The organism is Amycolatopsis sp. CFH S0740, from assembly GCF_004522315.1.
GTDB lineage: Bacteria > Actinomycetota > Actinomycetes > Mycobacteriales > Pseudonocardiaceae > Amycolatopsis > Amycolatopsis nivea.
This window is the reverse complement of the sequence record NZ_SDLS01000038.1, coordinates 66,812-88,821: the sequence shown is the minus strand read 5'-3', so window position 1 is coordinate 88,821 and position 22,010 is coordinate 66,812. Positions and strand designations below refer to the sequence as shown.

The following is a 22,010-nucleotide window of genomic DNA, read 5'->3' as shown; positions in this document are numbered from 1 at the left end:
CTTCACTTAGCCAGTCCAACTTTCGGGGGCCAGTTCAGAGACTGCGTCTCGTCGTGACCAGCACCGCGGTGGCGGGCGGGCTGCTTGCCGGGGCATTGCCCGCGGCCGCGGACGCCGCCGCGATCCCGGCCCGCTACGCCGGGCAGGCGCTGGACTGGCACGCCTGCGCGCCGGGCGAGCTGGCCGACCTGCCACCGGGCACCGACATCTCGGGCCTCGAATGCTCCGCCTACCGCACGCCCCGGGACTGGGACCGTCCGGACGACGGGCAGTACCTGACCATCGCGATCAGCAGGCTCAAATCCACCGGGGCCACGACGGCGTCGGTGCTCACCAACCCGGGCGGTCCCGGCGGCGCCGGCCGCTGGTTCCCGGCGATGCTGCGGGGACAGGGCAAACTGCGCGAGCACCAGGAGATCATCGGCATCGACACCCGCGGCACCGGCCGCAGCACCAACGTCACCTGCGGCGGCGCGGCCGACACCGGAGCCGATCTCGATCCCCGCGACCGCGATCCGCGCAATCTGAACCAGATCGTCGACGCGGTCCGGTACGTCGCGACCGCCTGCCACCGGGCCTCGGGCGAGCTGGGGTCGCTGATCAGCACCTTCCAGAACGTCCGGGACCTCGACCTCCTGCGCACCCTGCTCGGCCGCGACCGGATCAACTGGGTCGGGTACTCGGCGGGCACCTGGCTCGGCGCGCACTACGCCCAGCAGTTCCCGCAGCACACCGGCCGGTTCGTGCTCGATTCCTCGACCCAGTTCACCGGCTCCTGGCAGCAGTCGTTCGACTTCCAGCCGGCGGGCTACGAACGCCGCTGGCGGCAGGATTTCCTGCCGTGGCTGGCCCGCTACGACGCCAAGTACCACTTCGGCACGACCGGCGAGGCGGCCCGGCAAACCTACGAAAGCGTCCGGTACGCGCTGACCCGCGAGCCGGTCGAGGTGAACGGCACGAAGCTCGGCGCGGTCGCGCTCGACTCCTTCATCGTCGGCGCGCTCAAGGCCAAGAGCCAGTTCCCGACGATCGCGACCGTGCTGGTCCGGGTCAAAACGCTGACCGACGCGCGGTCTTCGGCACAGCTCAAGGACGACGCTCGCGCGGCGCTCGGGAAGACGTTGTCGGAGGCGAAGAACACCAGTCCGATGGGCGTTGCGGTTCAGGCCGGTGCGGACGACGCGATGGTGTCGACGTTGATCACGACCCTGTGCAACGACGGGCCGTGGAAGGGCAACCGGCAGTCGCTGATCCGCCGGTCGCAGGAGTACCTCGACCAGGGCGTGACCGTGCACAGTTCGTTGTGGATGGGGCTCCAGGTCTGCGCCTTCTGGCCGGGGCAGCCGCGGCCGATGCCGGTGCTGAACGGGAAAGGCGTGCCGCCGGTGGTGATCGTCCAGTCCGAGCACGACCCGGCAACGCCGATCGAAGGTGCCCGGAAGGCGCACGCCGCGTTCCAGAACTCGCGCATGCTGACCGTCACCGGGGAAGGCGACCACGGGATCTACGGAATTGGCGGGAACAAGGCCGTGGACAAGGTGGTCGATGACTACCTGGTCGGCGGGGTGGTGCCGAGGGACCAGAGCCTGCCGGGGCTGCCGTTGCCCACGCCGTAAAAGCTCGTGCGCGCCTAAGCCGGTTCTAACCGGCCTGGGCGCGCACGAGTCTCACGCCTCTTTGGCCAGCACCTGCAACGGTTCGTCAGTCAGCCGGTACACCGACCATTCGTCCTGCGGCAGCGCACCCAGCGCCCGGTAGAACCCGACCGCCGGGTTCCAGTTCAGCACCGACCACTCCAGCCGGTGATAACCCTTGTCCACGCATTCCGCGGCCAGCGTCGCCAGCAGCACCTTGCCGAGGCCCGAACCGCGTTGTTCCTCGCGTACGTACAGGTCTTCCAGGTAGATCCCGTGCGTGCCGCGCCAAGTCGAGAAGTTCAAGAACCACAAGGTGAATCCGGCGATCTCGCCGTCCACTTCGGCCACGTGGCCGAACAGCGCCGGGGCCTCGCCGAACAGTGCGCCGTGCAGCTGCTCTGCGGTGAGATGGCATTCCTGCGGGGCGCGTTCGTACTCGGCCAGCGCGTAGACGAGCTCCACGACGGCGTCGACGTCTTCCGGCCGGATCCGCCGTACGCGGGGGTCGGTCACTTCATCCCTCCAACGCGGGCAGCAGGTTCAGGTGTTCGATCTGCGGTTCGCCGCGCTCGTCGCCGAGCACCGCGAGACCGGCCGGGTCCAGTCCGAAGTGGACACCCGAGGTGCCGGGAAGGCCGAGCCACCGCGCGACGAGTACGCGGCTGAAGTGCCCGTGCCCGACCAGGACGACGTCGCCGTTCTCGATTTCGCGCCGGGCGCGGTCGAGCACCTTGTCCGCGCGCGCCTGCACGTCGTCCGCGCTTTCGCCGCCGGGGACGGGATGGGTCCAGACGGTCCAGTCCGGAACCGTCTCGCGGATCGTCGGCGTGGTGACGCCTTCGTAGTCGCCGTAGTCCCATTCGGCCAGGTCTTCGGTGACCTCGTCCACGCGCAGGCCGGCGAGTTCCGCCGTGCGCAGCGCGCGGCCGCGCGGGCTGGAAAGCACCAGCCCGGGCCCGCCGAGCAGGGTCCGCAGGGTGCCGCCCGCCGCGCGCGCCTGGTCCTCGCCCGCCGGGGTCAGCGGGATGTCGGTGCGCCCGGTGTGCTTGCCGTTCGACGACCATTCGGTCTGGCCGTGCCGGAGAAGAAAGAGCCGATGTGCCACGCGGCCGAATATAGCCGGGGCGGGTTTGCCCGGCAGGTTCGTCGTGTGCAAGGCTACTGGTGAGTAACTTCACCTGGGAGGTGCCGATGGGTACGCCGTCGACGTACGGGCTGTGGCGCAAACTGGCCGCGAAACCGGGCGGCAAGCAGCTGTTTTCCGCCGCGATGTGCCTGCGCGTGCCCTACTTCGGCACCGTGCTGCCCAGCATCCGGGAGATCCGTCCCGGCCACTGTTCGGTGACCGCGCCGAAGTGGTGGGGTGTCCACAACCACATCCGGACCTTCCACGCGATCGCCGCCTGCAACCTCGCCGAGATCGCGATGGGCATGCTGGCCGAGGCCACCGTGCCGGCCACGCACCGGTGGCTGCCCAAGGGCATGGAAGTGAGGTACGTCGCGAAAGCCGAAACCGGGCTGCGGGCGATCGCTGAATTGCCGGAGATCCCCGAGTTCGGCGACCAGGGATTCGATCTTCCCGTTCCGGTGCGGATCGTGGACGCGCGCGGGACCGAGGTGGTCACCGCGACGATCACGGTGTGGGTCACGCCGCGCAAGTCCTCGTGAGTGGCTATGCCGGTTAGAACCGGCATAGCCACTCACGAGGCGCACTACCCCAGCCGAGTGAACTTAACGCCGTTTACTGGGCAAATGCGAACACCGTTCACGTCGGGTCTTGTCAGTGCGGGCGCACCAGGTCAGCATGCGTGAATGCCCCTCAACCGTCGCCGATTTCTCGGCCTCGCCGCGCTGAACTCCGCCGCGGCCCTTGGACTGACCAGCATTTCGGCGACGACCGCGCGTGCCGCGACCGTTGCGCCGCTGCCGGACTACTCGCCCGCGGTGGTGATCGGCACCGGATACGGCGCGGCGGTCACCGCGCTGCGGCTCGGCGAGGCGGGCGTGCCCACGGTGATGCTCGAAATGGGCCAGCTGTGGAACGAACCGGGCCCGGACGGCAAGGTCTTCTGCGACATGCTGAAGCCGGACCGGCGGTCGATGTGGTTCAAGAAGCGCACTGAAGCGCCGCTCGCGTCCTTCCTGTGGCTGGACGTCGCGAACCACGACATCGATCCGTACGCCGGGGTGCTGGACCGGGTGAACTACGGCGGGATGTCGGTGTACGTCGGGCGCGGCGTCGGCGGCGGATCGCTGGTGAACGGCGCGATGGCGGTGCAGCCGAAGCGTTCGTACTTCGAGGAAATCCTGCCGAGGGTGAACGCCGACGAGATGTACGGCAAGTACTACCCGCGCGCCAACGCGGGCCTCGGCGTGAACCACATCGACGAGGACTGGTTCGAGACCTGCAAGTCGTACCAGTTCGCGCGCGTTTCCCGGAAAGCCGCGCAGAAAACCGGGTTGAAGACGACGTTCGTGCCGAGCGTCTACGACTTCGAGTACATGAAGAAGGAAGAGGCGGGCACGGTCGAACGCTCGGCGCTCGCGTCCGAGGTCATCTACGGCAACAACCACGGCAAACGCTCGCTGGACAAGACGTATCTCGCCGCCGCGCTCGGCACCGGGCACGTAACCATCCAGACGCTGCACGAGGTCCGCGAGATCATCCAGCAGCAGGACGGCACGTACACGCTGGTGGTGCGCGAGTCCGACGCGCTCGGCAATGTGCTCGCCACCAAGCACCTCTCCACGAAGTACCTGTTCCTCGGCGCGGGCAGCCTCGGCTCGACCGAACTGCTGGTGCGCGCCCGCGACACCGGACGGCTGCCGCGGCTGTCCGAGGCGGTTGGCCAGGGCTGGGGCACCAACGGCAACGTGATGCTCGGCCGCGCCAACCACGTGTGGGACACGACCGGCAGCCTCGAAGCGGGAATGCCCGCGCTCGGCATCGACGACTGGGACAACCCGACGCATCCGGTGTTCGCCGAGATCGCGCCGGTGCCCGCCGGGCTCGAAACGTGGGCGAGCCTGTACCTGGCGATCACCAAGAACCCCGAACGCGGCCATTTCGCCTACGACGCGGCCAGCGATTCGGCGAAACTGCAGTGGTCGCCGGACCAGGGGCAGCCCTCGATCGACGCGGCGAAATCGTTGTTCGACCGGATCAACAAGGCGAACTCCACGATTTACCGCTACGACCTCTTCGGCGACACGCGGGCGTTCGAGAACCGCTTCACCTACCACCCGCTCGGCGGATTGGTGCTCGGCGAAGCGACCGACGACTACGGCCGGGTGAAGGGGTACCGGAACCTGTACGTGACGGACGGTTCGCTGATTCCGGGCAGCACCGGCGTGAACCCGTTCGTGACGATCACCGCGCTGGCCGAGCGCAATATCGAACGGGTCATCGCCGAGGACGGCGTGCGCGTCTAGCGGTGCGCCGACCGCAGCTTTTCGTAGTACGCCACGCAATCGGCGTACGACGGCAGCAGGCCCTGGTCGAGCGCTTCGGCCAGGGTCGGCGCTGCTTTGTCCTTTTCGGACACAATGGGGGCCAGTCCGGCCGGCCACGGCAGGTCCAGCGCCGGGTCGAGCGGGTTGATGCCGTGCTCGCCCGCCGGGTTGTACGGCTCCGAGCAGAGATACGCCATCACGGTGTTGTCTTCCAGCGCGATGAAGGCGTGCCCGATGCCTTCCGCCACGTAGACCGCGCGGAACTCGGCCGCATCGAGCCGCACCGCGTCCCATTCGCCGAACGTCGGCGAGCCGACGCGCAGGTCCACCACCACGTCCAGCAGCGACCCGCCCGGGCAGTAGACGTACTTCGCCTGGCCCGGCGGAGTGTCGGCGAAATGCACGCCGCGGATCGAGCCCGCGCGCGAAACGCTGTGGTTCGTCTGCGCGACCCGCAGCGGATGCCCGGTCGCGCGGACCATCGCCTCTTCCTGGAAGGGCGCGACGAACAGTCCGCGTTCGTCGGGGAACACGCGCGGGAGGAACTCGAACGCGCCGGAGACCTTGAGCGGGCGGAAGTCCATGGCGGCCACCCTATCGAGTGCGTTTCCCGGACCCGGAACGGAACTGCTTCCGAAACCGGACGGACGTCTTGGGAATCGCGAATCTGTGACATGAGCCGCACCGAGGGGTCGGGGCCGACCGGGGGCCTGTCATGATTGACGGACCGCAGCGTCGGCGGCCATCGCCACACCCCACGGATCGGATGGCCGCGCAGACGCCTCGCCGACAGGCCGGCGCTACCGCGCTGGGCTGCCGTCCGGAGGACGAGTTCCCACTCTCGACGGGCGCTTGCTCGCCCGTCGACCAGGTGGTCCCCCGCTCGCAGTCCCAGGAGTACGTTCGATGACCCAGACCCATCCGCCCGCTTCCCTCGATCCCACGACAGGTTCTCCGATGACCGACCAGGCCAGCAGCGTCGCGGCCGTGACCGACGCCGAGATCTTCACCGGGCACGAGGGCGGCAAGCTCTCCGTGGCGGCGACCCGGCCGATCTCCGACCCGCGCGACCTCTCGATCGCCTACACGCCCGGCGTGGCGAAGGTGAGCCGCGCGATCGCCGAGGACGCGGCCAAGGCGAAGCGGTACACCTGGGCGGACCGGCTCGTGGCAGTGGTCAGCGACGGCACCGCGGTGCTCGGCCTCGGGGACATCGGCGCGAGCGCGTCGCTGCCGGTCATGGAGGGCAAGTCGGTCCTCTTCAAGACCTTCGGCGGGCTGGACTCGATCCCGCTGGTGCTCGACACGACCGACGTCGACGAGATCGTCGAGACCCTGGTGCGGCTGCGCCCGTCGTTCGGCGCGGTCAACCTCGAGGACATTTCCGCGCCGCGCTGCTTCGAGCTGGAGGACAAGCTCAAGGAGGCGCTGGACTGCCCGGTCATGCACGACGACCAGCACGGCACCGCGATCGTCACCCTCGCCGCCCTGCGCGGCGCGAACCTGGTGCTCGACCGCGACATCGCCGGCGAGCGGGTCGTGGTCTCCGGTGCGGGCGCGGCTGGGGTGGCCTGCGCGAAGATCCTGCTCGCGGCAGGCGTCGCGGACGTGACGGTGCTCGACTCGCGCGGCATCGTGCACGCCGGGCGCGACGACCTGAACCCGATCAAGCGGCAGCTGGTCGAGACGACGAACAAGGCCGGGCTCACCGGCGGTCTCGCCGAGGCGCTGCGCGGAGCGGACGTGTTCCTCGGGCTGTCCGGGGCGACGATCGACCCGTCCCTGCTGTCGACGATGGCGGACGACTCGATCGTGTTCGCGCTGTCCAATCCGGACCCCGAGGTGCACCCGGCGGTCGCCGCGCAGCACGCGGCGATTGTCGCTACCGGGCGCAGTGATTTCCCGAACCAGATCAACAACGTGCTGGCGTTCCCCGGGGTGTTCCGGGGGGCGTTGGATGCTGGGGCTCGGGCGATCACGGAGAACATGAAGCTGGCGGCCGCGGAGGCGATCGTGGCGGTGGCTTCGGATGATCTGGGGCCGGACCGGATCGTGCCCAGTCCGCTGGACCCGCGGGTCGCGCCTGAGGTGGCGGCCGCGGTGGCCAAGGCGGCTGAGCAGGACGGCGTGACTGGCTGAGGTTTTTCTTGGGGAAGGGCTCTCCGGCTTTCTGGTGCCGGGGAGCCCTTCTTTGTGGGCTTCTTTTGGACTTGCCAGTCCATTTTTTCGTCGCCACGGTGGTTCTCATGGAGATCGGATTGCGTGGGTACGGCGTGTGGCAGGTCGGGGCGTTGACTACTCCGGCGATGGCTGCCGAGATCGAGCAGTTGGGGTATTCGGCGTTGTGGCTTGGCGGGCCTGGGGTGGATCTGGCTGGGATTGACGAGCTGCTGGCGGCTACCGAGTCGTTGGTGGTGGGGTCGAGCGTCGTCAATGTGTGGTCGGGGGATCCGGCGGTGTTGGCTGAGTCCTATCAGCGGGTGGCTTCGCGGTTTCCCGGGCGGTTTGTGCTCGGGATCGGGGCTGGGCATCGGGAGCAGTCGGCGGGGTATGAGCGGCCGATGGATGCGGTACGGCGGTTTCTTGATGTGCTGGATGCCGGTGGGGTGCCGATTTCCGGGCGGGTGTTGGCTGCGCTGGGGCCGAGGATGTTGGAGTTGGCTGCGGAGCGGGCTGGCGGGGTGGTGCCTTATTTGGTTCCGCCTCGGCATACTCGGGTGGCTCGGACGGTGTTGGGTCCTGGTGGGTTTTTGGCGCCGGAGCAGAAGGTTGTGGTGGGTTCGGATCTGGTTCGGGCTCGGAGGGTGGCTCGGGGGCGGGTGGAGAATCCTTATTTGGGGTTGGGTAATTACACTCGCAATTTGCGGCGGTTGGGGTATTCGGATGAGGATTTGGCCGGGTCTGGGTCTGATCGGTTGATTGACGATTTGGTGGCGTTGGGGGATGTTTCCGCGGTCGCTGCTCGGTTGGGGGAGCATCGGGCGGCTGGGGCGGATCATGTTGTGGTGCAGGTGGTTACGGAGAAGTATCAGCTGCATCCTGGGTTGCCGGGGGTGCGATTGCAGGTTTATGACGATGAGGTGGTGGGGGTTTATCGGGGGTTGGCTGGGGAGTTGTTTTAGTCGGCTCGTCGCCTGGCGGCGACATTGCTCTCTGGCGTGCCGTGGGGCACCCCGAAGCTTGATTGTGCTGACGGTCTGGGGTGGCTTGTCAAGGCGGGAAAGATGCCTTGACAAGCCACCCCAGACCGCAGGGGAGCTTCGTATCGGGGTGCGGGGGTGGTGTGGGTGCACTTCGAGTTGGGTGCATCGGTGGCGGTTTCGTTCGTGGTGGGGCTTGCGCCCCAATGTGGCATTGGGTGCATGTGACGCACCCAATGTGGCGTTCGGTGCGTGGGATGCACCCAATGCCACATTGGGGCGCATCCCGGGGCGGCGGGCGGGGCGGTGTGGTGTGGTCCGTGAAGGGCTCCTCGAGGGAATCTGGGTCTCTGAAGGAGCCCCTCACGGCCCGCCGACGGTCGTGAGGGGAACCCTGAGGGAGTCATAGTCAATGAGGGTGGCCCTCACGACCTATTGCCGGAAGCAGTGATCGCGCGCGAGCCCGGGGCGGCGAGCGAGAAGCGATTGCGCTGGTCAGCGGGCGGATAGCGCAGTCTGGCCGCTGCACTGCCGTCAATCTGGCCGCTAGGTTGACTGCAATCTGGCCGCTACTGGGTCTTCAATCTGGCCGCTCCAGCTGCTTCAACCTGGCCGCCCAGCAGCGGCGGAGTGGTCAGCCTGGGAGCAGTTCCACTAGGCGGTGTCGGGGGACGTCAACCAGGCGTAGGTCCGCCAAATCCTCTGGGACGTTCAATGCCGCATTAGCCAGCCTCGCGTGTGCGCGGGTCAGCAGTTCGGACGGGTGGTCGACCAGGTCTGCGGCGACGATCGCGTGGCGGTTGTCGGGGGTGCTGCGGAGCAGGCGGAGGCGGTACTTGTCCGCGACCAGTGCGGTCAGGGCGGCTTGGGCGGCTGCGTCCGCGAGGTCGGGGTGGTTGTTCGGCAGCAGCAGCGCCAGGCGTCGGGCGTTCGTGCCCAGCAGGGTGCGCAGTAGCCAGGGGCCTGGGTCGGCGGTGAGGTCCATGGCGACGGCATCGCCTTCGGGGCCCGACGTGGCCCAGCCGACGGGGCGCGTTTCCAGGGCCAGGCCGCCTTCGGAGGCGATTTCTCGGGCGGCCGCCAGGAGGCCCGGTTTGGTGCCGGCTGATTCGACTGATTGCGGGCCGTGCGTGTAGATGGCGGAGCTTCCCTTGCGGGCGAACGATTTCTTCGCCTTCGTGGTCGGCTGGCAGACGTACAAGTCAGCCGCGCTGCCGATTGCTTGGGCGCCGGTGTAGCGGTTGAAGTCCGGGAGGATCGCTTCGTAGGTCAGGCCCAGGGTGGCGAGGGAGCGCTGCACTTGCGCGCCTAGCGCGGGGTGGCGTGGGCTGTAGCCGTAGGCCAGGAGGATTCGGCCTTCGGTGGGTTCGCGCAAGGCTTGCACCGCGCGGGCGGCGAAGAGGCCCATGCCTTCCGGCGTGTAGGGCGGGTCGCTGAAGACCAGGTCTGCTTTGCCGGTCAGGGCCGGGGGCAGGCCGACGCGCAGGTCGGCGTGGGCGGTGAAGATGGTGCGTTCGCCGGTGGTGTCCAGGTAGGACAGGACGCGTTCGTCCAGGTCCACTACGGACAGTTCCGCTTCCGGGCACACCGCGCGCACGGCTAGCGACGTCAGATCGTGGTCGCCGAGGAAGAGCACCTTGCTGCGGCGGAGGTCGTAGCGGGAGTTCAGCCACAACGCGCGGCGCAGCACGGTCTCCGGGGTCGCTTGCACGTGGTCCAGAGCGGCGAGCGGGGGCGGGACGGCGGCGATTCGTTCGGCCAGCATGGTGAGCAGGGCCGGTTGGGCGGCGACTGCGGCGTCGAGGGGGTCGGGCAGGGGCGGCAGGGAGTAAGACGCGTAGGTGGCGCGTGCGGCCGGGGCGATGCGGACGCCTGCGGGGGAGCGTTCCAGGTCCGGTTCCAGCGCTGCGAGAAGGTCTTCGACGCTTCGGCGCGGGGCGGCGGTGAGCCGCACTAGGTCGGCCAGCTCGTACGAGCCGCTGCGGAGCAGGGTCAGCACTTCGTAGAGCGGGCGGACGGCGGCGCCATGTGCGGCGAGGACGTCGTCTAGGGCGGTCACGGGGTCCGAGGGTAGTCGGCCACGCTGCGGGACAGGCTGCCAAGGCCGCGCGAGTGGGCTACCGTCGGACTCTGCACCAGGACGTGGGGAGAAGTCTGTGACCATCGAATTCCGAGACGTCGTCAAACGCTATCCGGACGGCACGGTCGCGGTCGACGGCCTCTCGCTCACCGTGGAAGACGGCACGATCACGGTGTTCGTCGGTCCGTCCGGGTGCGGCAAGACGACCTCGCTGCGGATGATCAACCGGATGGTCGAGCCCACCTCCGGCGCGGTGCTGCTGGACGGCAAGGACGTCAGCGAAGGCGATCCGGCGGTGCTGCGCCGCGGCATCGGCTACGTGATCCAGCACGCCGGGCTTTTTCCGCACCGGACAGTGCTCGACAACATCGCGACCGTGCCGCTGCTGTCCGGATGGGACAAACGCAAGGCGCGCGCCCGGGCGGCCGAGTTGCTCGAGACGGTCGGCCTGCCGACGGAACTGGGGAAGCGGTATCCGGCGCAGCTGTCCGGCGGGCAGCAGCAGCGCGTCGGCGTGGCTCGTGCGCTTGCCGCCGATTCGCCGGTGTTGCTGATGGACGAGCCGTTCTCCGCGGTCGACCCGGTGGTCCGCGAAGGACTGCAGGACGAGCTGCTGCGACTGCAATCCCAGCTGGGCAAGACAATCGTGTTCGTCACGCACGACATCGACGAGGCGGTGCGGCTCGGGGACAAGGTCGCGGTGATGCGCGTCGGCGGGAAGCTCGCGCAGTACGGGACACCGGCCGAGGTGTTGCGGCATCCGGTGGACGACTTCGTCGCGTCGTTCGTCGGCCGGGACCGCGGGTATCGCGGGCTTTCGTTTCTTCCGGCGAGCGGCGTCGAGGTTTCGCCGGCTCGGACGATCGACCTCGGCAGCAAGATCGGCGGTCCGTCGGAGGGCTGGCTGCTCGCGGTGAACGACGAGAAGCAGCCGCGCGGCTGGCTTCCGCCAGGCTCCACAGTGGACGGCCCCTTGGCGGAAACCGACCTCGTGGCAGGCGGATCGCTGTACGTGCAGGGCACGCCGATCCGCGGGGCGCTCGACGCGGCGCTGTCGTCGCCGGCCAGTCTCGGCGTCGTGGTGGACGACGAGAACCGCGTGCTCGGGACGGTGGTCGCGCACCAGGTCTTGGATGTAATCGAGGCCTCCCCGCAGGCGTCCTGATGGGCGACTTCTTCGGCGAACTCGGCCGGTATCTGTCGAGCTCCAACAACCGCGGCGAAATCCTCGCCAATCTGCTCGAGAATATCTATCTCGCGCTGGTCCCGCTGGTCGCGGGCATCGTGCTGGCGATCCTGCTCGGCTGGCTGGGGCATCGCTGGCGGCCCGCGCGCAGTGTGCTGCTGGTGGTGGGGAATCTGCTGTACACGATTCCGTCGCTGGCGCTTTTTGTGGTGATCCCCGGGATTATCGGGACGAAGATTCTCGACAGCGTCAACGTGATCGTCGCGCTGACTGTCTACACCACCGCGCTGCTGGTGCGTCCGGTGCTCGACGCGCTCGAAGCCGTGCCGCCGCACATCGTCGCGGCGGCCACGGCGATCGGATATCGCGGGCCGCGCCGGTTCTTCAGCGTCGAACTGCCGCTCGCGGTGCCGGTGCTCGCGGCGGGGGTTCGGGTGGCGTCGGTGAGCAATATCAGCCTGGTGAGCGTCGGTGCGCTGATCGGGACCGGGGCGCTCGGCGTGCTGTTCACCGACGGGTTCCAGCGGGAGTACTTTTCGCCGATCGTGGTCGGGATCGTGCTGACGATGCTGCTCGCGTTGATCGTCGACCTGCTGCTGGTGTTGCTGCGCAATCTGTTGACGCCCTGGGAGAGAGCGGGTCGCGCGCCGGCCGCGGAGGTGGCGGGATGATCGGCGACGTCTTCACCTGGTTCACCACCGCCGCGAACTGGCAGGGCACGGGCGGCATTCTCGCCCGGCTCGCCCAGCACGTCGGCTACATCGCGCTGGCCCTGGTCATCGCGTTGGTGATCGCGATCCCGATTGGACTGTTCGTCGGCCACACCGGCCGCGGCGGCGTCGTGCTGGTCGGGGTGGGCAACGCGATCCGCGCGCTGCCGACGCTCGGGCTCGTGACATTCCTGTTCCTGCTCTTCACCGAAAGCACCACCGCGACCATCATCGGTTTGGTGGTGCTGGCGATCCCACCGGTGCTGGCAGGCACGTACGCCGGTCTGCAGGCGGCCGAGCACGATGTCGTCGACGCCGCGCAAGGCATCGGGATGACCGGCTGGCAACGACTGTGGCAAGTCGAGGTGCCGATCGCGCTTCCGTTGGTACTGGGCGGAATTCGCAACGCGGTCCTGCAGCTGATCGCGACGGCCGCGGTAGCCGCGTACGTCGGTCTCGGCGGCCTCGGCCGGTTCCTGCTCGACGGACTGGCCATTTTGGACTACACCGAGGTCGTCGCGGGCGCGATTCTCACCGCGTTGCTGGCGATCGTGGTCGACCTGCTGCTCGCCGCCGCACAGCGGGCGTTGGTGCCCAAGGGAGTCCGGCTGGCCGCGCAAGCAGCGTCCGGCCGGGCAGCGGCCGCGGGAGGAGCAGCGTGAAACGGTGGGGGATCCTGGTGGCCGGACTGGCGCTGCTGGCGTCGGCATGCGGAAACCCGCTGTCCGGCGGCGGTGAGGGCGGCAGTACCGGCGACATCATCATCGGCGCGTCGGATGTCGGGGAAAGTTCTTTGCTGGCCCAGATTTATGCCGGGGCTTTGCGGAATGTCGGCGCGCACAACGTGACGGTACGACCGCCGGTCGGCAGCCGCGAGGTCGTGGTGAAAGCGTTGCAGGACAAGTCTTTGTCCGTGGTGCCGGACTACTCCGGGAACCTGCTGCGGTATTTCGACAAGAACACCCCGGCGACGACTTCGGAAGATGTCTACGCGCAGCTGAAGCAGAAAATCCCGGGCGGATTCGAGGTTCTCGACCAGTCGCCCGCGCAGGACAAGGATTTGCTCGTGGTGGGCAAGGAACTCGCGGCCACCGGGGTGAAGACCTTTTCTGATCTGGGACCGCGCTGCAAAGACCTGGTGATGGGCGGGCCGGGGCAGTGGAGCAGCCGGTGGAAGGACCGGATCAAGCAGCTGTACGGGTGCGAGTTCAAGGAAATCCGCACGACGGACACCGGCGGCCCGGTGACGGTGGCGGCGTTGAAGTCGGGCGAGGTGCAGGTGGCGGACCTGTTCAGCACGTCGGCGACTATCGCGTCCAACGGGTTTGTGCCGCTGGAGGACGACAAACACATGTTCCCGGCGCAGAACATCGTGCCGCTGGTGTCGCGGGGGACGTTGAATGCCGCTGAAACGGCAGCGCTGAACCGGGTTTCGGCGGCGTTGACTACGGAGCAGTTGACCGAGCTGAACGTGCAGTACACGGATGAGAAGCGGAACGCCAAGGATATCGCTGAGGAGTTCTTGCGGCGGAACGGGTTGGCGGCCTCGTGAGTGGCGTTGCCGGTTCTAACCGGATTCGCCACTCACGAGGGCTACCGGCTCAGAGCCGGTCGAAAGCCGCCGCGTAGCGGAACGCGCCGCGGTTTTCCGGGGTGTACGCGGCCAGCGGCAGCGCCTGAAAATGCGGTGCCCATTCCGGTACCGGCGGCGTGACGCCGAGCTTTTCGGCCATGACGAAGCCGAAGCGGGAGTAGTAGCCTGGGTCGCCCAACAGCACGATCAGGCGGTAGCCGAGTGCGTTGGCGGCGCCGATCGTTGCGTGGACCAAAGCTGAGCCTGCGCCGCCGCGGTGGCGGTCGGGGTGGACGCCTAGCGGGCCGAAGCCGATGGCGGAGTTGGGGTCGTCGCCTAGGCGGCCTGGGCTGGAGCAGGCGTGGCCGATGACCTCTCCGTCGCGGACGGCGACTAGCGAGAGGGCGGGGAGCAGATCGCCGTCGGCGGTGAGTTCGGTGACTAGTTTCGCTTCCGGCATTTCGCCGGTGACATCGGGATTGTGGACGCGGAACGCGGCGGTGTGCACAGCATGGATCGCTGGTGCGTCGGCGGCGGTCGACTGGCGGATCTGCATGCGCCCAGTCTCCCTGAGCGGCGGCTTGAGAGGAAATTCATTTTGGCGGGCCGCATTAGAGTGGGGGTGATGAGCGAGGTGGCGATAGGGGCGGCGCACGGCGATCGGCTGGTGATCGACGTGCTGGGGCGGATGCATGCGGGGGCGGTCGATTTCTGGGACGGCAACTGGCTTTTCAGTCCGGTTGACCTGGCGGTCGGCGGGTTTTCGGCGCGGGTGCCCGCTGGGTTGCGGGCCGAGGAGTTGCGGAGTTTCCGGGAGCAGCTGGCGAAGGCGTATGCCGACTTCGGTGGGGTGGCTCGACTGACGTCGATGGAGGAGTGGCTCGATCTGACGGTCACCGTCGCCAAATCCGGGCGGGTTGAGGTCGAGGGAACCGCGATCGACGGGCGAGGGAACCGGCTGTCGTTTCGGATCGGCGAGCTCGATCAGTCTGAGCTGCCGGCGATCATCGACGGGTTGGCGGCGATCGAGGCGGAGTTTCCGGTGCTAGGCCGTGACGGTTTGGGGAGCGATCCGGGCCGGGCGGTCGTCTCGCATGAAGAGGAGGACCGCGGCTCCCACGAGCGGTCCGGCGGCCAGGGTGAGGAACGCTGAATAGAACGAGCCGGTCGCGTGGAAGACCGGGCCCACGACGGCGGGCACGATGACGCTGCCCAGTTGCCAGAAGGCGTTCACCGCGCCAGCGGCGGAACCGGCTAGCCGGACGCCGGTCAACGCGGGGATCATGGCGGCGGTCAGCGGGCTGTAGGCGTACGCGCCGATGCCGAGAATCGGGGCTACCACTAGGAAAGCGCTGTAGCTGCTCAGGGAACCGAAGACCAGCAGAGCGCCGCCGAAGAGGATGAGGACGGCGATGATGGGGATTCGCCTGCCCAGGCCGATTTTGTCGGTGAGCCAGCCGATCAGCGGTTTGATCACTACCGCTGTGCCGGAGAAGATGACCAGGACTACACCGGCCCGTACGGGGTCGATGTGTTCGCCGCGGATCATCAGCGTGTTGGACCACGTGACGAAACCGTAGGTGCCCCACAGGCCGCCGAAACCGGCTAAGCCCAGCAGCAGCAGGTCGCGGTTGCGGAAGAGCGGGCGGGGGTCCGGCAAACCGCGGCGGGTGAACGTGGAGGCGTTGCCGTTGCGGATGAAGACCAGGCACAGCAGGCCGAGTACGACGGTGACGCCGCCGAAGAGGTGGTACGACACGGGCCAGCCGCTGGTTTTCACGAGCGTCGGCACGACGGCGTTGGCTACGACCGTGCCCAGTGACGTCGCGGTCATGAAGATGCCGCTCGCGAGTCCGTGCTCCTCCGGGCGGAACCAGGTGGTGATCAGCTTCAGTCCGGCGGAGAAGTCGACTCCGGCGAACAGGCCCAGCAGAGCTTGCAGGACCAGGCCCCAGGCGATGGACGTGGTCGAGCCGAATCCCACCATGAGCGCGCCCGCGACGAAGGAGCTGATGCCCAGGATCGCGCGGCTGCCGAGCCAGTCGGAGAGGAAGCCGCCGGCGGTGTTCGAGATGACGTAGCCGATGTAGTAGCAGGTGGCGAAGATCCCGAGCGCGGCCAGCGGGACGCCGAGCGAATCGCTGACCGCCGAGGACGCCGGGCCCCAGGTCGACCGGTCCACCGAGGTCATCGTGAACACAGCCCAGCAGAGCAGCAGGACGACCCAGCGATAGCGGCTCGGCATGGGGCCTCCTTCGACCTGACGGATGATCAGGGAAGGTTCCCGTTACCGGCGGTCGCGGGTCAAGCCAAGGCATCCTGACGGTGCAACTCGGCCCGGATCGCGCGGACGTCGTGGGCTCGGCCGCCGACGTACTGGGCGGCGGCGATCCCCGCGGCGTGGCCGGTCGCGAAGGCGGTGCCCATGACGCGGACGGAGGCGTACGCGTCGTCGTCGGAGCTAGTCAGGCGGCCGGCTGCCCAGAGGTTCGCGGTGTCGGCGGAGCAGATCGCGCCGTAGGGGAGGTCGTACCAGCCTCGGTCGGCGATCGGTTCGTAGCGGGTGACGCCGGGGCCCGCGTGGTCTTCGATCGGCCAGCCGCAGCGGCCGATGGACACGTCGGGGCGTTTGCGGGCGGTCAGGACGTCGCGGCCGGTGAGCTGTTCGCGGCCGACCAGGTGGCGGCCTTCGCGGATGCCTAGCTGGGGGCCGGTCTCTTCGAGGCGCGCCGACGACCAGCCGGCGAGGTGTTTGCGCAGGGCGTCCAGGTATTGCCATGCCTGGCGTCGCGCGTTGGCTTCGTCGCGGCTCAGCGAGGCGGCGTCCAGGACGTCGGTTTGTTCGTCCACCAGGAGGGCGATTACGTTGCGGGTCAACGGAAGATGCACAGCGATGCCGTAGTCGCGGGGCAGCTGGACGCCGGTTTCCCGTTGGTACGCGGCGACGGCGGCGCGCAGGCCCTCGCGCGAGAGGTCCGCGTCTTCGGGGACGCCGGAGAACCGGCAGACGAGCGTGCTGGTTTGCCGGTCGCGCAACGGGGCGACGCGGACGGCGGCTCCGGCGGCGGCCAGGAGCGCGCCGTCGCCGCTGGCGTCGACGAACGCACCGGCGGTGACCCGTTCCCGGCCGCCGCGGTGGTGCAGTTCGACCTCGGTGACGACGCCGTGCGTCCGCTGCGCGCCGATGAGTTTGGTGTGCAGGAGGACGTCCACGCCGGCGTCGGCGGCCAGTTCGTCGTACACCAGTTTGGTGGTTTCCAGGTCGAGCAAGACTATCTTGTTGCCGGTCCAGCCCATCGTCTTCTCTTCGTAGGCGCCCCGGTGCCGCAGCCGCCGCAGCACCTCCTCGCCGACGCCCGCGACGACCTGCTGGCCGGTCTGGTCGAAGAAACCGCAGAGGGTCAGAACGGAACTGATCGTCGCCGCGCCGCCAAGGTACGGGTACTGCTCGACCAGCAGCACCCGCGCCCCGGTGCGCGCCGCCCCGGCAGCGGAGGCGATACCCCCAGCACCGCCTCCGACTACGACGACGTCGTAGTGCACTCCAGCCCTCCTCGGGTGTTTGGCACCCAGTGAACTGGGTCCGGCGGTGACGTCGCCACTGCCTATCCGGCACCCCGGGCATACCCGGAAGGTATATCTATGAATGCCAGAAAGTATGAAACTCATACAAGTTGGCGTACGCTCGGGGGCATGGACACGAAGGCAGCCGGATACCGGCGCAAGGTCAACACGATCAACCGGGTCATCACCGCCCTCCAGCGCGCGGGGCTCGCGTTCGGGCCGATGGAACTGCTCACCGTCCCGGGACGGCGCAGCGGCGAGCCGCGGACGTTTCCGTTGGCGGTATTGAAAGTCCAGGGCGGGGAGTACCTGATCCAGGCGTTCCCGAAGGCGGCGTGGGTGGCGAACGTCCGCGCGGCGGGGGAGGGCACGTTGTCGCGGGGACGGCGATCGCGACGGGTGCGGTTCGCGGAGCTGCCGGTCGCGGAGCGGGGGCCGGTGCTGCGGGAGGTGGTCGCGGACGGGCCGCCGAGCGTGGGGCGGCGCTACGTCACGACGGGGCTGGCGGAGTCGCCGACGCCGGACGGGGTGGCAGCGGCCGCGGGGAAGATCGCGGTTTTTCGGGTGGAAACGATCTGAGAACGGCGAAGGCCGGGTGGCGGAGTCGGCCGGGGTGCGGCCGTGCGTGGCGGTCCGTGAGGGCCACCCTGAGGGAATCAGATTCCCTCAGGGTGGCCCTCACGGACCTGATGCCGGTGAGAACTCGCCAGGCCCAGGAACGGCGAAGGCCACCGCGGGAACGAGTCCCGCGGCGGCCTTCTGCGTAACTGAGGATCAGTCGAACGCCTTGGCGATCAGCGCCTTCTGCTCGACGTCGTGCACCTTCGACGAACCCGCCGACGGGGCGGCCATCGGGCGGCGCGCCACCACGTCGAGGCCGGTGAAGAACTCCGGGAACTTCCGGGGCAGGTTGAGGCCGAAGAACGGCCACGCGCCCTGGTTTTCCGGCTCCTCCTGGACCCACGCGATCTGGCTGGCGTTCGAGTAGCGCTCCACCGCGGCCAGCAGCTTCTTCTTCGGCAGCGGGTAGTACTGCTCGATCCGCACGATCGCGACGTCGTCGGCGCCGCGCTTCTCGCGCTCGGCCACCAGCTCCCAGTAGAGCTTGCCCGAGGTGAGCAGCACCTTGCGGACCTTCGCCGGGTCCTGCGTGGCATCGTCGATCACCGACATGAAGCGGCTCTGGCCGGTGAAGTCCTCGACCGTCGACGTCGCCGCCTTGTTGCGCAGCATCGACTTCGGGGTGAAGACGATCAGCGGACGCTGGATGCCGTCGAGGGCGTGCCGGCGCAGCAGGTGGAAGTAGTTCGCCGGGGTGGACGGCACCGCGACGGTCATCGACGCTTCCGCGCACAGCGACAGGAACCGCTCGATCCGGCCGGACGTGTGGTCCGGGCCCTGGCCCTCGTGGCCGTGCGGCAGCAGCAGCACGACGTCCGAGCGCTGGCCCCACTTGGCCTCGCCGGAGGAGATGTACTCGTCGATCACGGTCTGCGCACCGTTGACGAAGTCGCCGAACTGCGCTTCCCACATCACCAGCGCCTCGGAGTTCGCCACCGAGTAGCCGTACTCGAAGCCGACGGCCGCGTACTCCGACAGCGCCGAGTCGTAGATCATCACGCGGCCCTGGCCGTCGGCCAGGTGCTGCAGCGGCGAGTACTCCTGGCCGTTCTTGCGGTCGATGAACACCGAGTGCCGCTGGGTGAACGTGCCGCGCCGGGAGTCCTGGCCGGACAGCCGCACGAGACGGCCTTCCAGCGCCAGCGACCCGAACGCCAGCAGTTCGCCGAACGCCCAGTCGACGCCGCCCTCGCGCGACATCTTGTGCCTGCGCTCCATGACCGGCTTGACCCGCGGGTGCGGGGTGAAGCCCTCGGGCAGGTTGACGAACGCGTCGCCGATCTTCTCGACGACCTCGCGCGACACGGCGGTGGTGACCTTCGCCGGGATCTGCTGCTCGCCCTCGACCGACGGGCTCGCCTTCGCCGGGTGCTTCTCGAGTTCGCGCACCTCGTTGAAGACGTGCTCGAGCTGGCTGGAGAAGTCGCGCAGCGCGGCCTCGGCCTCTTCGACGGAGATGTCGCCCCGGCCGATCAGCGATTCGGTGTAGATCTTCCGGACCGAACGCTTCGTGTCGATGATGTCGTACATCGCCGGCTGCGTCATCGAGGGGTCGTCGCCCTCGTTGTGGCCGCGGCGGCGGTAGCAGATCAGGTCGATCACGACGTCCTTGTGGAACGCCTGGCGGTAGTCGACCGCCAGCTTCGCGACCCAGTGCGCGGCCTCGGGGTCGTCGCCGTTCACGTGGAAGACCGGCGCGCCGATCATCTTCGCGACGTCCGTGGCGTACTGGCTCGACCGCGAGTGCTCCGGCGCGGTGGTGAAGCCGACCTGGTTGTTGACGACCACGTGCACGGTGCCGCCGGTGCGGTAGCCCCGCAGCAGCGCCAGGTTCAGGGTCTCGGCCACGACGCCCTGGCCCGCGAAGGCCGCGTCGCCGTGCATCAGGACCGGCAGCACGGTGTAGCCCTCGCCGCCCTTGTCGAGGACGTCCTGCTTGGCGCGGACGATGCCCTCGAGGACCGGGTCGACGGTCTCCAGGTGCGACGGGTTGGACGCCAGCGACACCCGGGTCTCCCCGTCGCCGAACATCCGGAAGTACTTGCCCTCGGCTCCGAGGTGGTACTTCACGTCGCCGGAGCCGTGCGCCTGGCCCGGGTCGAGGTTGCCCTCGAACTCCTGGAAGATCTGGCTGATCGGCTTGCCGACGATGTTCGCCAGCACGTTCAGCCGGCCGCGGTGCGGCATGCCGATGACGACCTCGTCCAGCTCGGCCTCGGCGGCCTTGTCGAGCACCGTGTCCAGCAGCGGGACCAGGGTCTCGCCGCCTTCCAGCGAGAACCGCCGCTGGCCGACGTACTTGGTCTGCAGGAAGGTCTCGAACGCCTCGGCGGCGTTGAGCTTCGACAGGATGTACTTCTGCGCGGACGGCTCCGGCTTGGTGTGCCGGACCTCGACGCGCTCCTGGATCCAGCGCCGCTCCTCGGGGTCGAGGATGTGCGTGTACTCGATGCCGACCGTGCGGCAGTAGGAGTCGCGCAGCACGCCGAGGATGTCGCGCAGCTTCATCCGCTCGCGGCTGGAGAAGTCGCCGACGGCGAACTCGCGGTCCAGGTCCCACAGGGTCAGGCCGTGGCTGAGCACGTCGAGGTCGTGGTGGCTGCGCTGGCGGTAGTTCAGCGGGTCGGTGTCGGCCATCAGGTGGCCGCGCATCCGGAACGCCTCGATCAGCTCCATGACGCGCGCGGTCTTGTCGACCGGGCCGTCCGGGATGTCGGCGACCCAGCGGATCGGCTCGTACGGCAGCCGCAGGCTGGTGAAGACGTCGTCGTAGAAGCCGTCCTCGCCGAGCAGCAGTTCGTGAATGCGCTTCAGGAACTCGCCGGACTCCGCGCCCTGGATGATGCGGTGGTCGTACGTCGAGGTCAGCGTCATGATCTTGCTGACCGCGAGGTCGACCAGGGTCTTCTCGCTGGTGCCCTCGAACGACGCCGGGTACTGCATCGCGCCGACGCCGATGATCGCGCCCTGGCCCGCCTGCAGCCGCGGCACCGAGTGGTTCGTGCCGATGCCGCCCGGGTTGGTGAGCGAGATGGTGGTGCCCGCGAAGTCGTCCGCGGTGAGCTTGTTCGTGCGGGCCTTCTTGACGATCTCCTCGTAGGCCTGCCAGAACTGCATGAAGGTCATGTTCTCGGTGGCCTTGATGGAGGCCACGACGAGAGTGCGGGAGTCGTCCTTGCCCTTCATGTCGATGGCAAGCCCGAAGTTGACGTGCTCCGGCGTGATCGCGAACGGCTTCCCGTCGATCAGCTTGTAGTGCCGGTTCATGTTCGGGAAGTCCTTCAGCGCCCGCACCATGGCGTAGCCGATGAGGTGCGTGAAGGAGATCTTGCCGCCGCGGGTGCGCTTGAGGTGGTTGTTGATGACGATGCGGTTGTCCGCCATCAGCTTCGCCGGGACCGCGCGCACGCTGGTCGCGGTGGGCACGGAAAGCGAGGCGTCCATGTTCTTGGCGATCGCCGCCGCGGCGCCGCGCAGCTGCTTGGACTCCGGCTCGGCGTCCTTCGCCGGAGCGGACTTGGCGGGCGCGGAAGCCGCGGGCTTCGCGGCCGGGGCGGGCTTGGCCGGGGCCTTGGCCGCCGGGGCGGGCGCTGCCTTGGCGGCCGGAGCCGCCGGGGCCTTCGCGGCGGGGGCGGCGGGCTTGGCGGCGGGGGCCGCCTTGGCTTCCCCGTTCCCTTCCGCCTGGGTGCCGTTGCCGCCCGGAGTGGGCTTGTAGTCGGCGAAGAAATCGTGCCAGGCGGCGTCTACCGACTGGGGGTCCGCGAGAAACCGCTCGTACATTTCTTCGACGAGCCACTCATTGGCACCGAACTGCGATGCGGGACTGCTGCTGGCCACGGCTGGCTCTCGCCTCTATCCATTCTCGATCCGATATCACAAGCATCTGCTGACCGCCAGGCTAGTCCCCTGCCGGTGGCCCGAAACACGCCACCTGGACGCTCGTGAGACAGGTCATTGTCTGGATCGGTTGAGAGGCCCAGCCTGACAGACAGCAGGGCCCACCGTACGCGTCGCAAGGGCCGAATGCCGTCACCTCGGCCGGTTTG

At 68.4% G+C, this 22,010-nt stretch carries 19 protein-coding genes; 11 read left to right on the top strand and 8 right to left on the bottom strand.

Features of this window, described 5'->3' with window-relative positions:
* Positions 1–53: 53 nt before the first annotated feature.
* Entirely contained in the window at positions 54–1,616 is a 1,563-nt protein-coding gene (locus tag EIZ45_RS40310) for an alpha/beta hydrolase (protein WP_240692047.1), read from the top strand.
* 51 nt (positions 1,617–1,667) lie between these two features.
* Here EIZ45_RS40310 and EIZ45_RS40305 read toward each other — a convergent pair whose 3' ends face one another.
* Entirely contained in the window at positions 1,668–2,150 is a 483-nt protein-coding gene (locus EIZ45_RS40305) for a GNAT family N-acetyltransferase (protein WP_037816515.1), read from the bottom strand.
* 1 nt (position 2,151) lies between these two features.
* On the bottom strand, positions 2,152–2,742 hold the full coding sequence (locus EIZ45_RS40300; RefSeq protein WP_037816510.1) for an acid phosphatase: 591 nt from the start codon (positions 2,740–2,742) through the stop codon (positions 2,152–2,154).
* A gap of 86 nt (positions 2,743–2,828) precedes the next feature.
* On the opposite strand from EIZ45_RS40300, the gene EIZ45_RS40295 reads away from it, so the two are divergent.
* Positions 2,829–3,305, top strand: coding sequence for a hotdog fold domain-containing protein (locus EIZ45_RS40295; RefSeq protein ID WP_134668754.1), 477 nt, complete (start codon positions 2,829–2,831; stop codon positions 3,303–3,305).
* A gap of 144 nt (positions 3,306–3,449) precedes the next feature.
* Entirely contained in the window at positions 3,450–5,069 is a 1,620-nt protein-coding gene (locus EIZ45_RS40290) for a GMC oxidoreductase (RefSeq protein ID WP_134668740.1), read from the top strand.
* Here the strand turns inward: EIZ45_RS40290 and EIZ45_RS40285 are convergent.
* Positions 5,066–5,674: a dTDP-4-dehydrorhamnose 3,5-epimerase family protein gene (locus EIZ45_RS40285; RefSeq protein ID WP_134668738.1), complete on the bottom strand. Its 609-nt coding sequence runs from the start codon at positions 5,672–5,674 to the stop codon at positions 5,066–5,068. The two genes, EIZ45_RS40290 and EIZ45_RS40285, sit on opposite strands and share 4 nt — an antisense overlap.
* Before the next feature lie 373 nt (positions 5,675–6,047).
* Here EIZ45_RS40285 and EIZ45_RS40280 point away from each other — a divergent pair, with 373 nt between their 5' ends.
* Positions 6,048–7,229: an NADP-dependent malic enzyme gene (locus EIZ45_RS40280; protein WP_043832996.1), complete on the top strand. Its 1,182-nt coding sequence runs from the start codon at positions 6,048–6,050 to the stop codon at positions 7,227–7,229.
* 107 nt (positions 7,230–7,336) lie between these two features.
* Entirely contained in the window at positions 7,337–8,212 is an 876-nt protein-coding gene (locus EIZ45_RS40275) for a TIGR03620 family F420-dependent LLM class oxidoreductase (RefSeq protein ID WP_134736109.1), read from the top strand.
* A gap of 652 nt (positions 8,213–8,864) precedes the next feature.
* Here EIZ45_RS40275 and EIZ45_RS40265 read toward each other — a convergent pair.
* The gene (locus EIZ45_RS40265; RefSeq protein ID WP_134668731.1) at positions 8,865–10,289 is read right to left on the bottom strand and encodes a bis-aminopropyl spermidine synthase family protein; all 1,425 of its coding nucleotides are present in this window, start codon (positions 10,287–10,289) and stop codon (positions 8,865–8,867) included.
* 97 nt (positions 10,290–10,386) lie between these two features.
* On the opposite strand from EIZ45_RS40265, the gene EIZ45_RS40260 reads away from it, so the two are divergent.
* The 4 genes from EIZ45_RS40260 to EIZ45_RS40245 are packed head-to-tail and all read left to right on the top strand — an operon-like array spanning position 10,387 to position 13,758.
* Complete coding sequence (locus EIZ45_RS40260) at positions 10,387–11,475, top strand: ABC transporter ATP-binding protein (protein ID WP_043832871.1); 1,089 nt, start codon at positions 10,387–10,389, stop codon at positions 11,473–11,475.
* A complete protein-coding gene (locus EIZ45_RS40255) occupies positions 11,475–12,167 on the top strand; it encodes an ABC transporter permease (protein WP_043832869.1) in 693 nt (230 codons plus the stop codon). Before EIZ45_RS40260 ends, EIZ45_RS40255 begins: the two co-directional genes overlap by 1 nt.
* Positions 12,164–12,868 (top strand): ABC transporter permease, encoded by a 705-nt coding sequence (locus EIZ45_RS40250; protein ID WP_037817223.1) that lies wholly within the window; start codon positions 12,164–12,166, stop codon positions 12,866–12,868. Before EIZ45_RS40255 ends, EIZ45_RS40250 begins: the two co-directional genes overlap by 4 nt.
* Entirely contained in the window at positions 12,865–13,758 is an 894-nt protein-coding gene (locus EIZ45_RS40245; protein WP_037817221.1) for an ABC transporter substrate-binding protein, read from the top strand. The genes EIZ45_RS40250 and EIZ45_RS40245 overlap by 4 nt, the downstream gene beginning before the upstream one ends.
* Before the next feature lie 49 nt (positions 13,759–13,807).
* On the opposite strand, the gene EIZ45_RS40240 is transcribed toward EIZ45_RS40245, so the two are convergent.
* Positions 13,808–14,335: a GNAT family N-acetyltransferase gene (locus EIZ45_RS40240; RefSeq protein WP_037817220.1), complete on the bottom strand. Its 528-nt coding sequence runs from the start codon at positions 14,333–14,335 to the stop codon at positions 13,808–13,810.
* A 69-nt stretch (positions 14,336–14,404) separates the two neighbouring features.
* On the opposite strand from EIZ45_RS40240, the gene EIZ45_RS40235 reads away from it, so the two are divergent.
* On the top strand, positions 14,405–14,932 hold the full coding sequence (locus tag EIZ45_RS40235; RefSeq protein ID WP_205670264.1) for a hypothetical protein: 528 nt from the start codon (positions 14,405–14,407) through the stop codon (positions 14,930–14,932).
* Here EIZ45_RS40235 and EIZ45_RS40230 read toward each other — a convergent pair.
* Positions 14,825–16,024, bottom strand: a complete 1,200-nt coding sequence (locus EIZ45_RS40230) for an MFS transporter (RefSeq protein ID WP_134668728.1) — start codon at positions 16,022–16,024, stop codon at positions 14,825–14,827. The genes EIZ45_RS40235 and EIZ45_RS40230 overlap by 108 nt on opposite strands.
* Positions 16,025–16,083: 59 nt before the next feature.
* Positions 16,084–17,322: an FAD-dependent oxidoreductase gene (locus EIZ45_RS40225; protein ID WP_240690906.1), complete on the bottom strand. Its 1,239-nt coding sequence runs from the start codon at positions 17,320–17,322 to the stop codon at positions 16,084–16,086.
* 150 nt (positions 17,323–17,472) lie between these two features.
* Here EIZ45_RS40225 and EIZ45_RS40220 point away from each other — a divergent pair, with 150 nt between their 5' ends.
* Positions 17,473–17,922 carry a nitroreductase family deazaflavin-dependent oxidoreductase gene (locus tag EIZ45_RS40220; RefSeq protein WP_043832861.1) on the top strand — a complete coding sequence of 150 codons (450 nt, stop codon included), beginning with the start codon at positions 17,473–17,475 and terminating at the stop codon, positions 17,920–17,922.
* A 195-nt stretch (positions 17,923–18,117) separates the two neighbouring features.
* Here the strand turns inward: EIZ45_RS40220 and EIZ45_RS40215 are convergent, their stop codons facing one another.
* Positions 18,118–21,801: a multifunctional oxoglutarate decarboxylase/oxoglutarate dehydrogenase thiamine pyrophosphate-binding subunit/dihydrolipoyllysine-residue succinyltransferase subunit gene (locus EIZ45_RS40215; protein ID WP_081684879.1), complete on the bottom strand. Its 3,684-nt coding sequence runs from the start codon at positions 21,799–21,801 to the stop codon at positions 18,118–18,120.
* Between the last annotated feature and the right edge of the window lie 209 nt (positions 21,802–22,010).

Excerpts from the sequence above, each read along its gene's own strand:
- EIZ45_RS40295 (WP_134668754.1), top strand. The coding sequence starts at position 2,829 with ATGGGTACGCCGTCGACGTACGGGCTGTGGCGCAAACTGGCCGCGAAA.
- EIZ45_RS40290 (WP_134668740.1), top strand. The coding sequence starts at position 3,450 with ATGCCCCTCAACCGTCGCCGATTTCTCGGCCTCGCCGCGCTGAACTCC.
- EIZ45_RS40285 (WP_134668738.1), bottom strand. The coding sequence starts at position 5,674 with ATGGACTTCCGCCCGCTCAAGGTCTCCGGCGCGTTCGAGTTCCTCCCG.
- EIZ45_RS40280 (WP_043832996.1), top strand. The coding sequence starts at position 6,048 with ATGACCGACCAGGCCAGCAGCGTCGCGGCCGTGACCGACGCCGAGATC.
- EIZ45_RS40275 (WP_134736109.1), top strand. The coding sequence starts at position 7,337 with ATGGAGATCGGATTGCGTGGGTACGGCGTGTGGCAGGTCGGGGCGTTG.
- EIZ45_RS40255 (WP_043832869.1), top strand. The coding sequence starts at position 11,475 with ATGGGCGACTTCTTCGGCGAACTCGGCCGGTATCTGTCGAGCTCCAAC.
- EIZ45_RS40250 (WP_037817223.1), top strand. The coding sequence starts at position 12,164 with ATGATCGGCGACGTCTTCACCTGGTTCACCACCGCCGCGAACTGGCAG.
- EIZ45_RS40240 (WP_037817220.1), bottom strand. The coding sequence starts at position 14,335 with ATGCAGATCCGCCAGTCGACCGCCGCCGACGCACCAGCGATCCATGCT.
- EIZ45_RS40235 (WP_205670264.1), top strand. The coding sequence starts at position 14,405 with ATGAGCGAGGTGGCGATAGGGGCGGCGCACGGCGATCGGCTGGTGATC.
- EIZ45_RS40230 (WP_134668728.1), bottom strand. The coding sequence starts at position 16,024 with ATGCCGAGCCGCTATCGCTGGGTCGTCCTGCTGCTCTGCTGGGCTGTG.
- EIZ45_RS40220 (WP_043832861.1), top strand. The coding sequence starts at position 17,473 with ATGGACACGAAGGCAGCCGGATACCGGCGCAAGGTCAACACGATCAAC.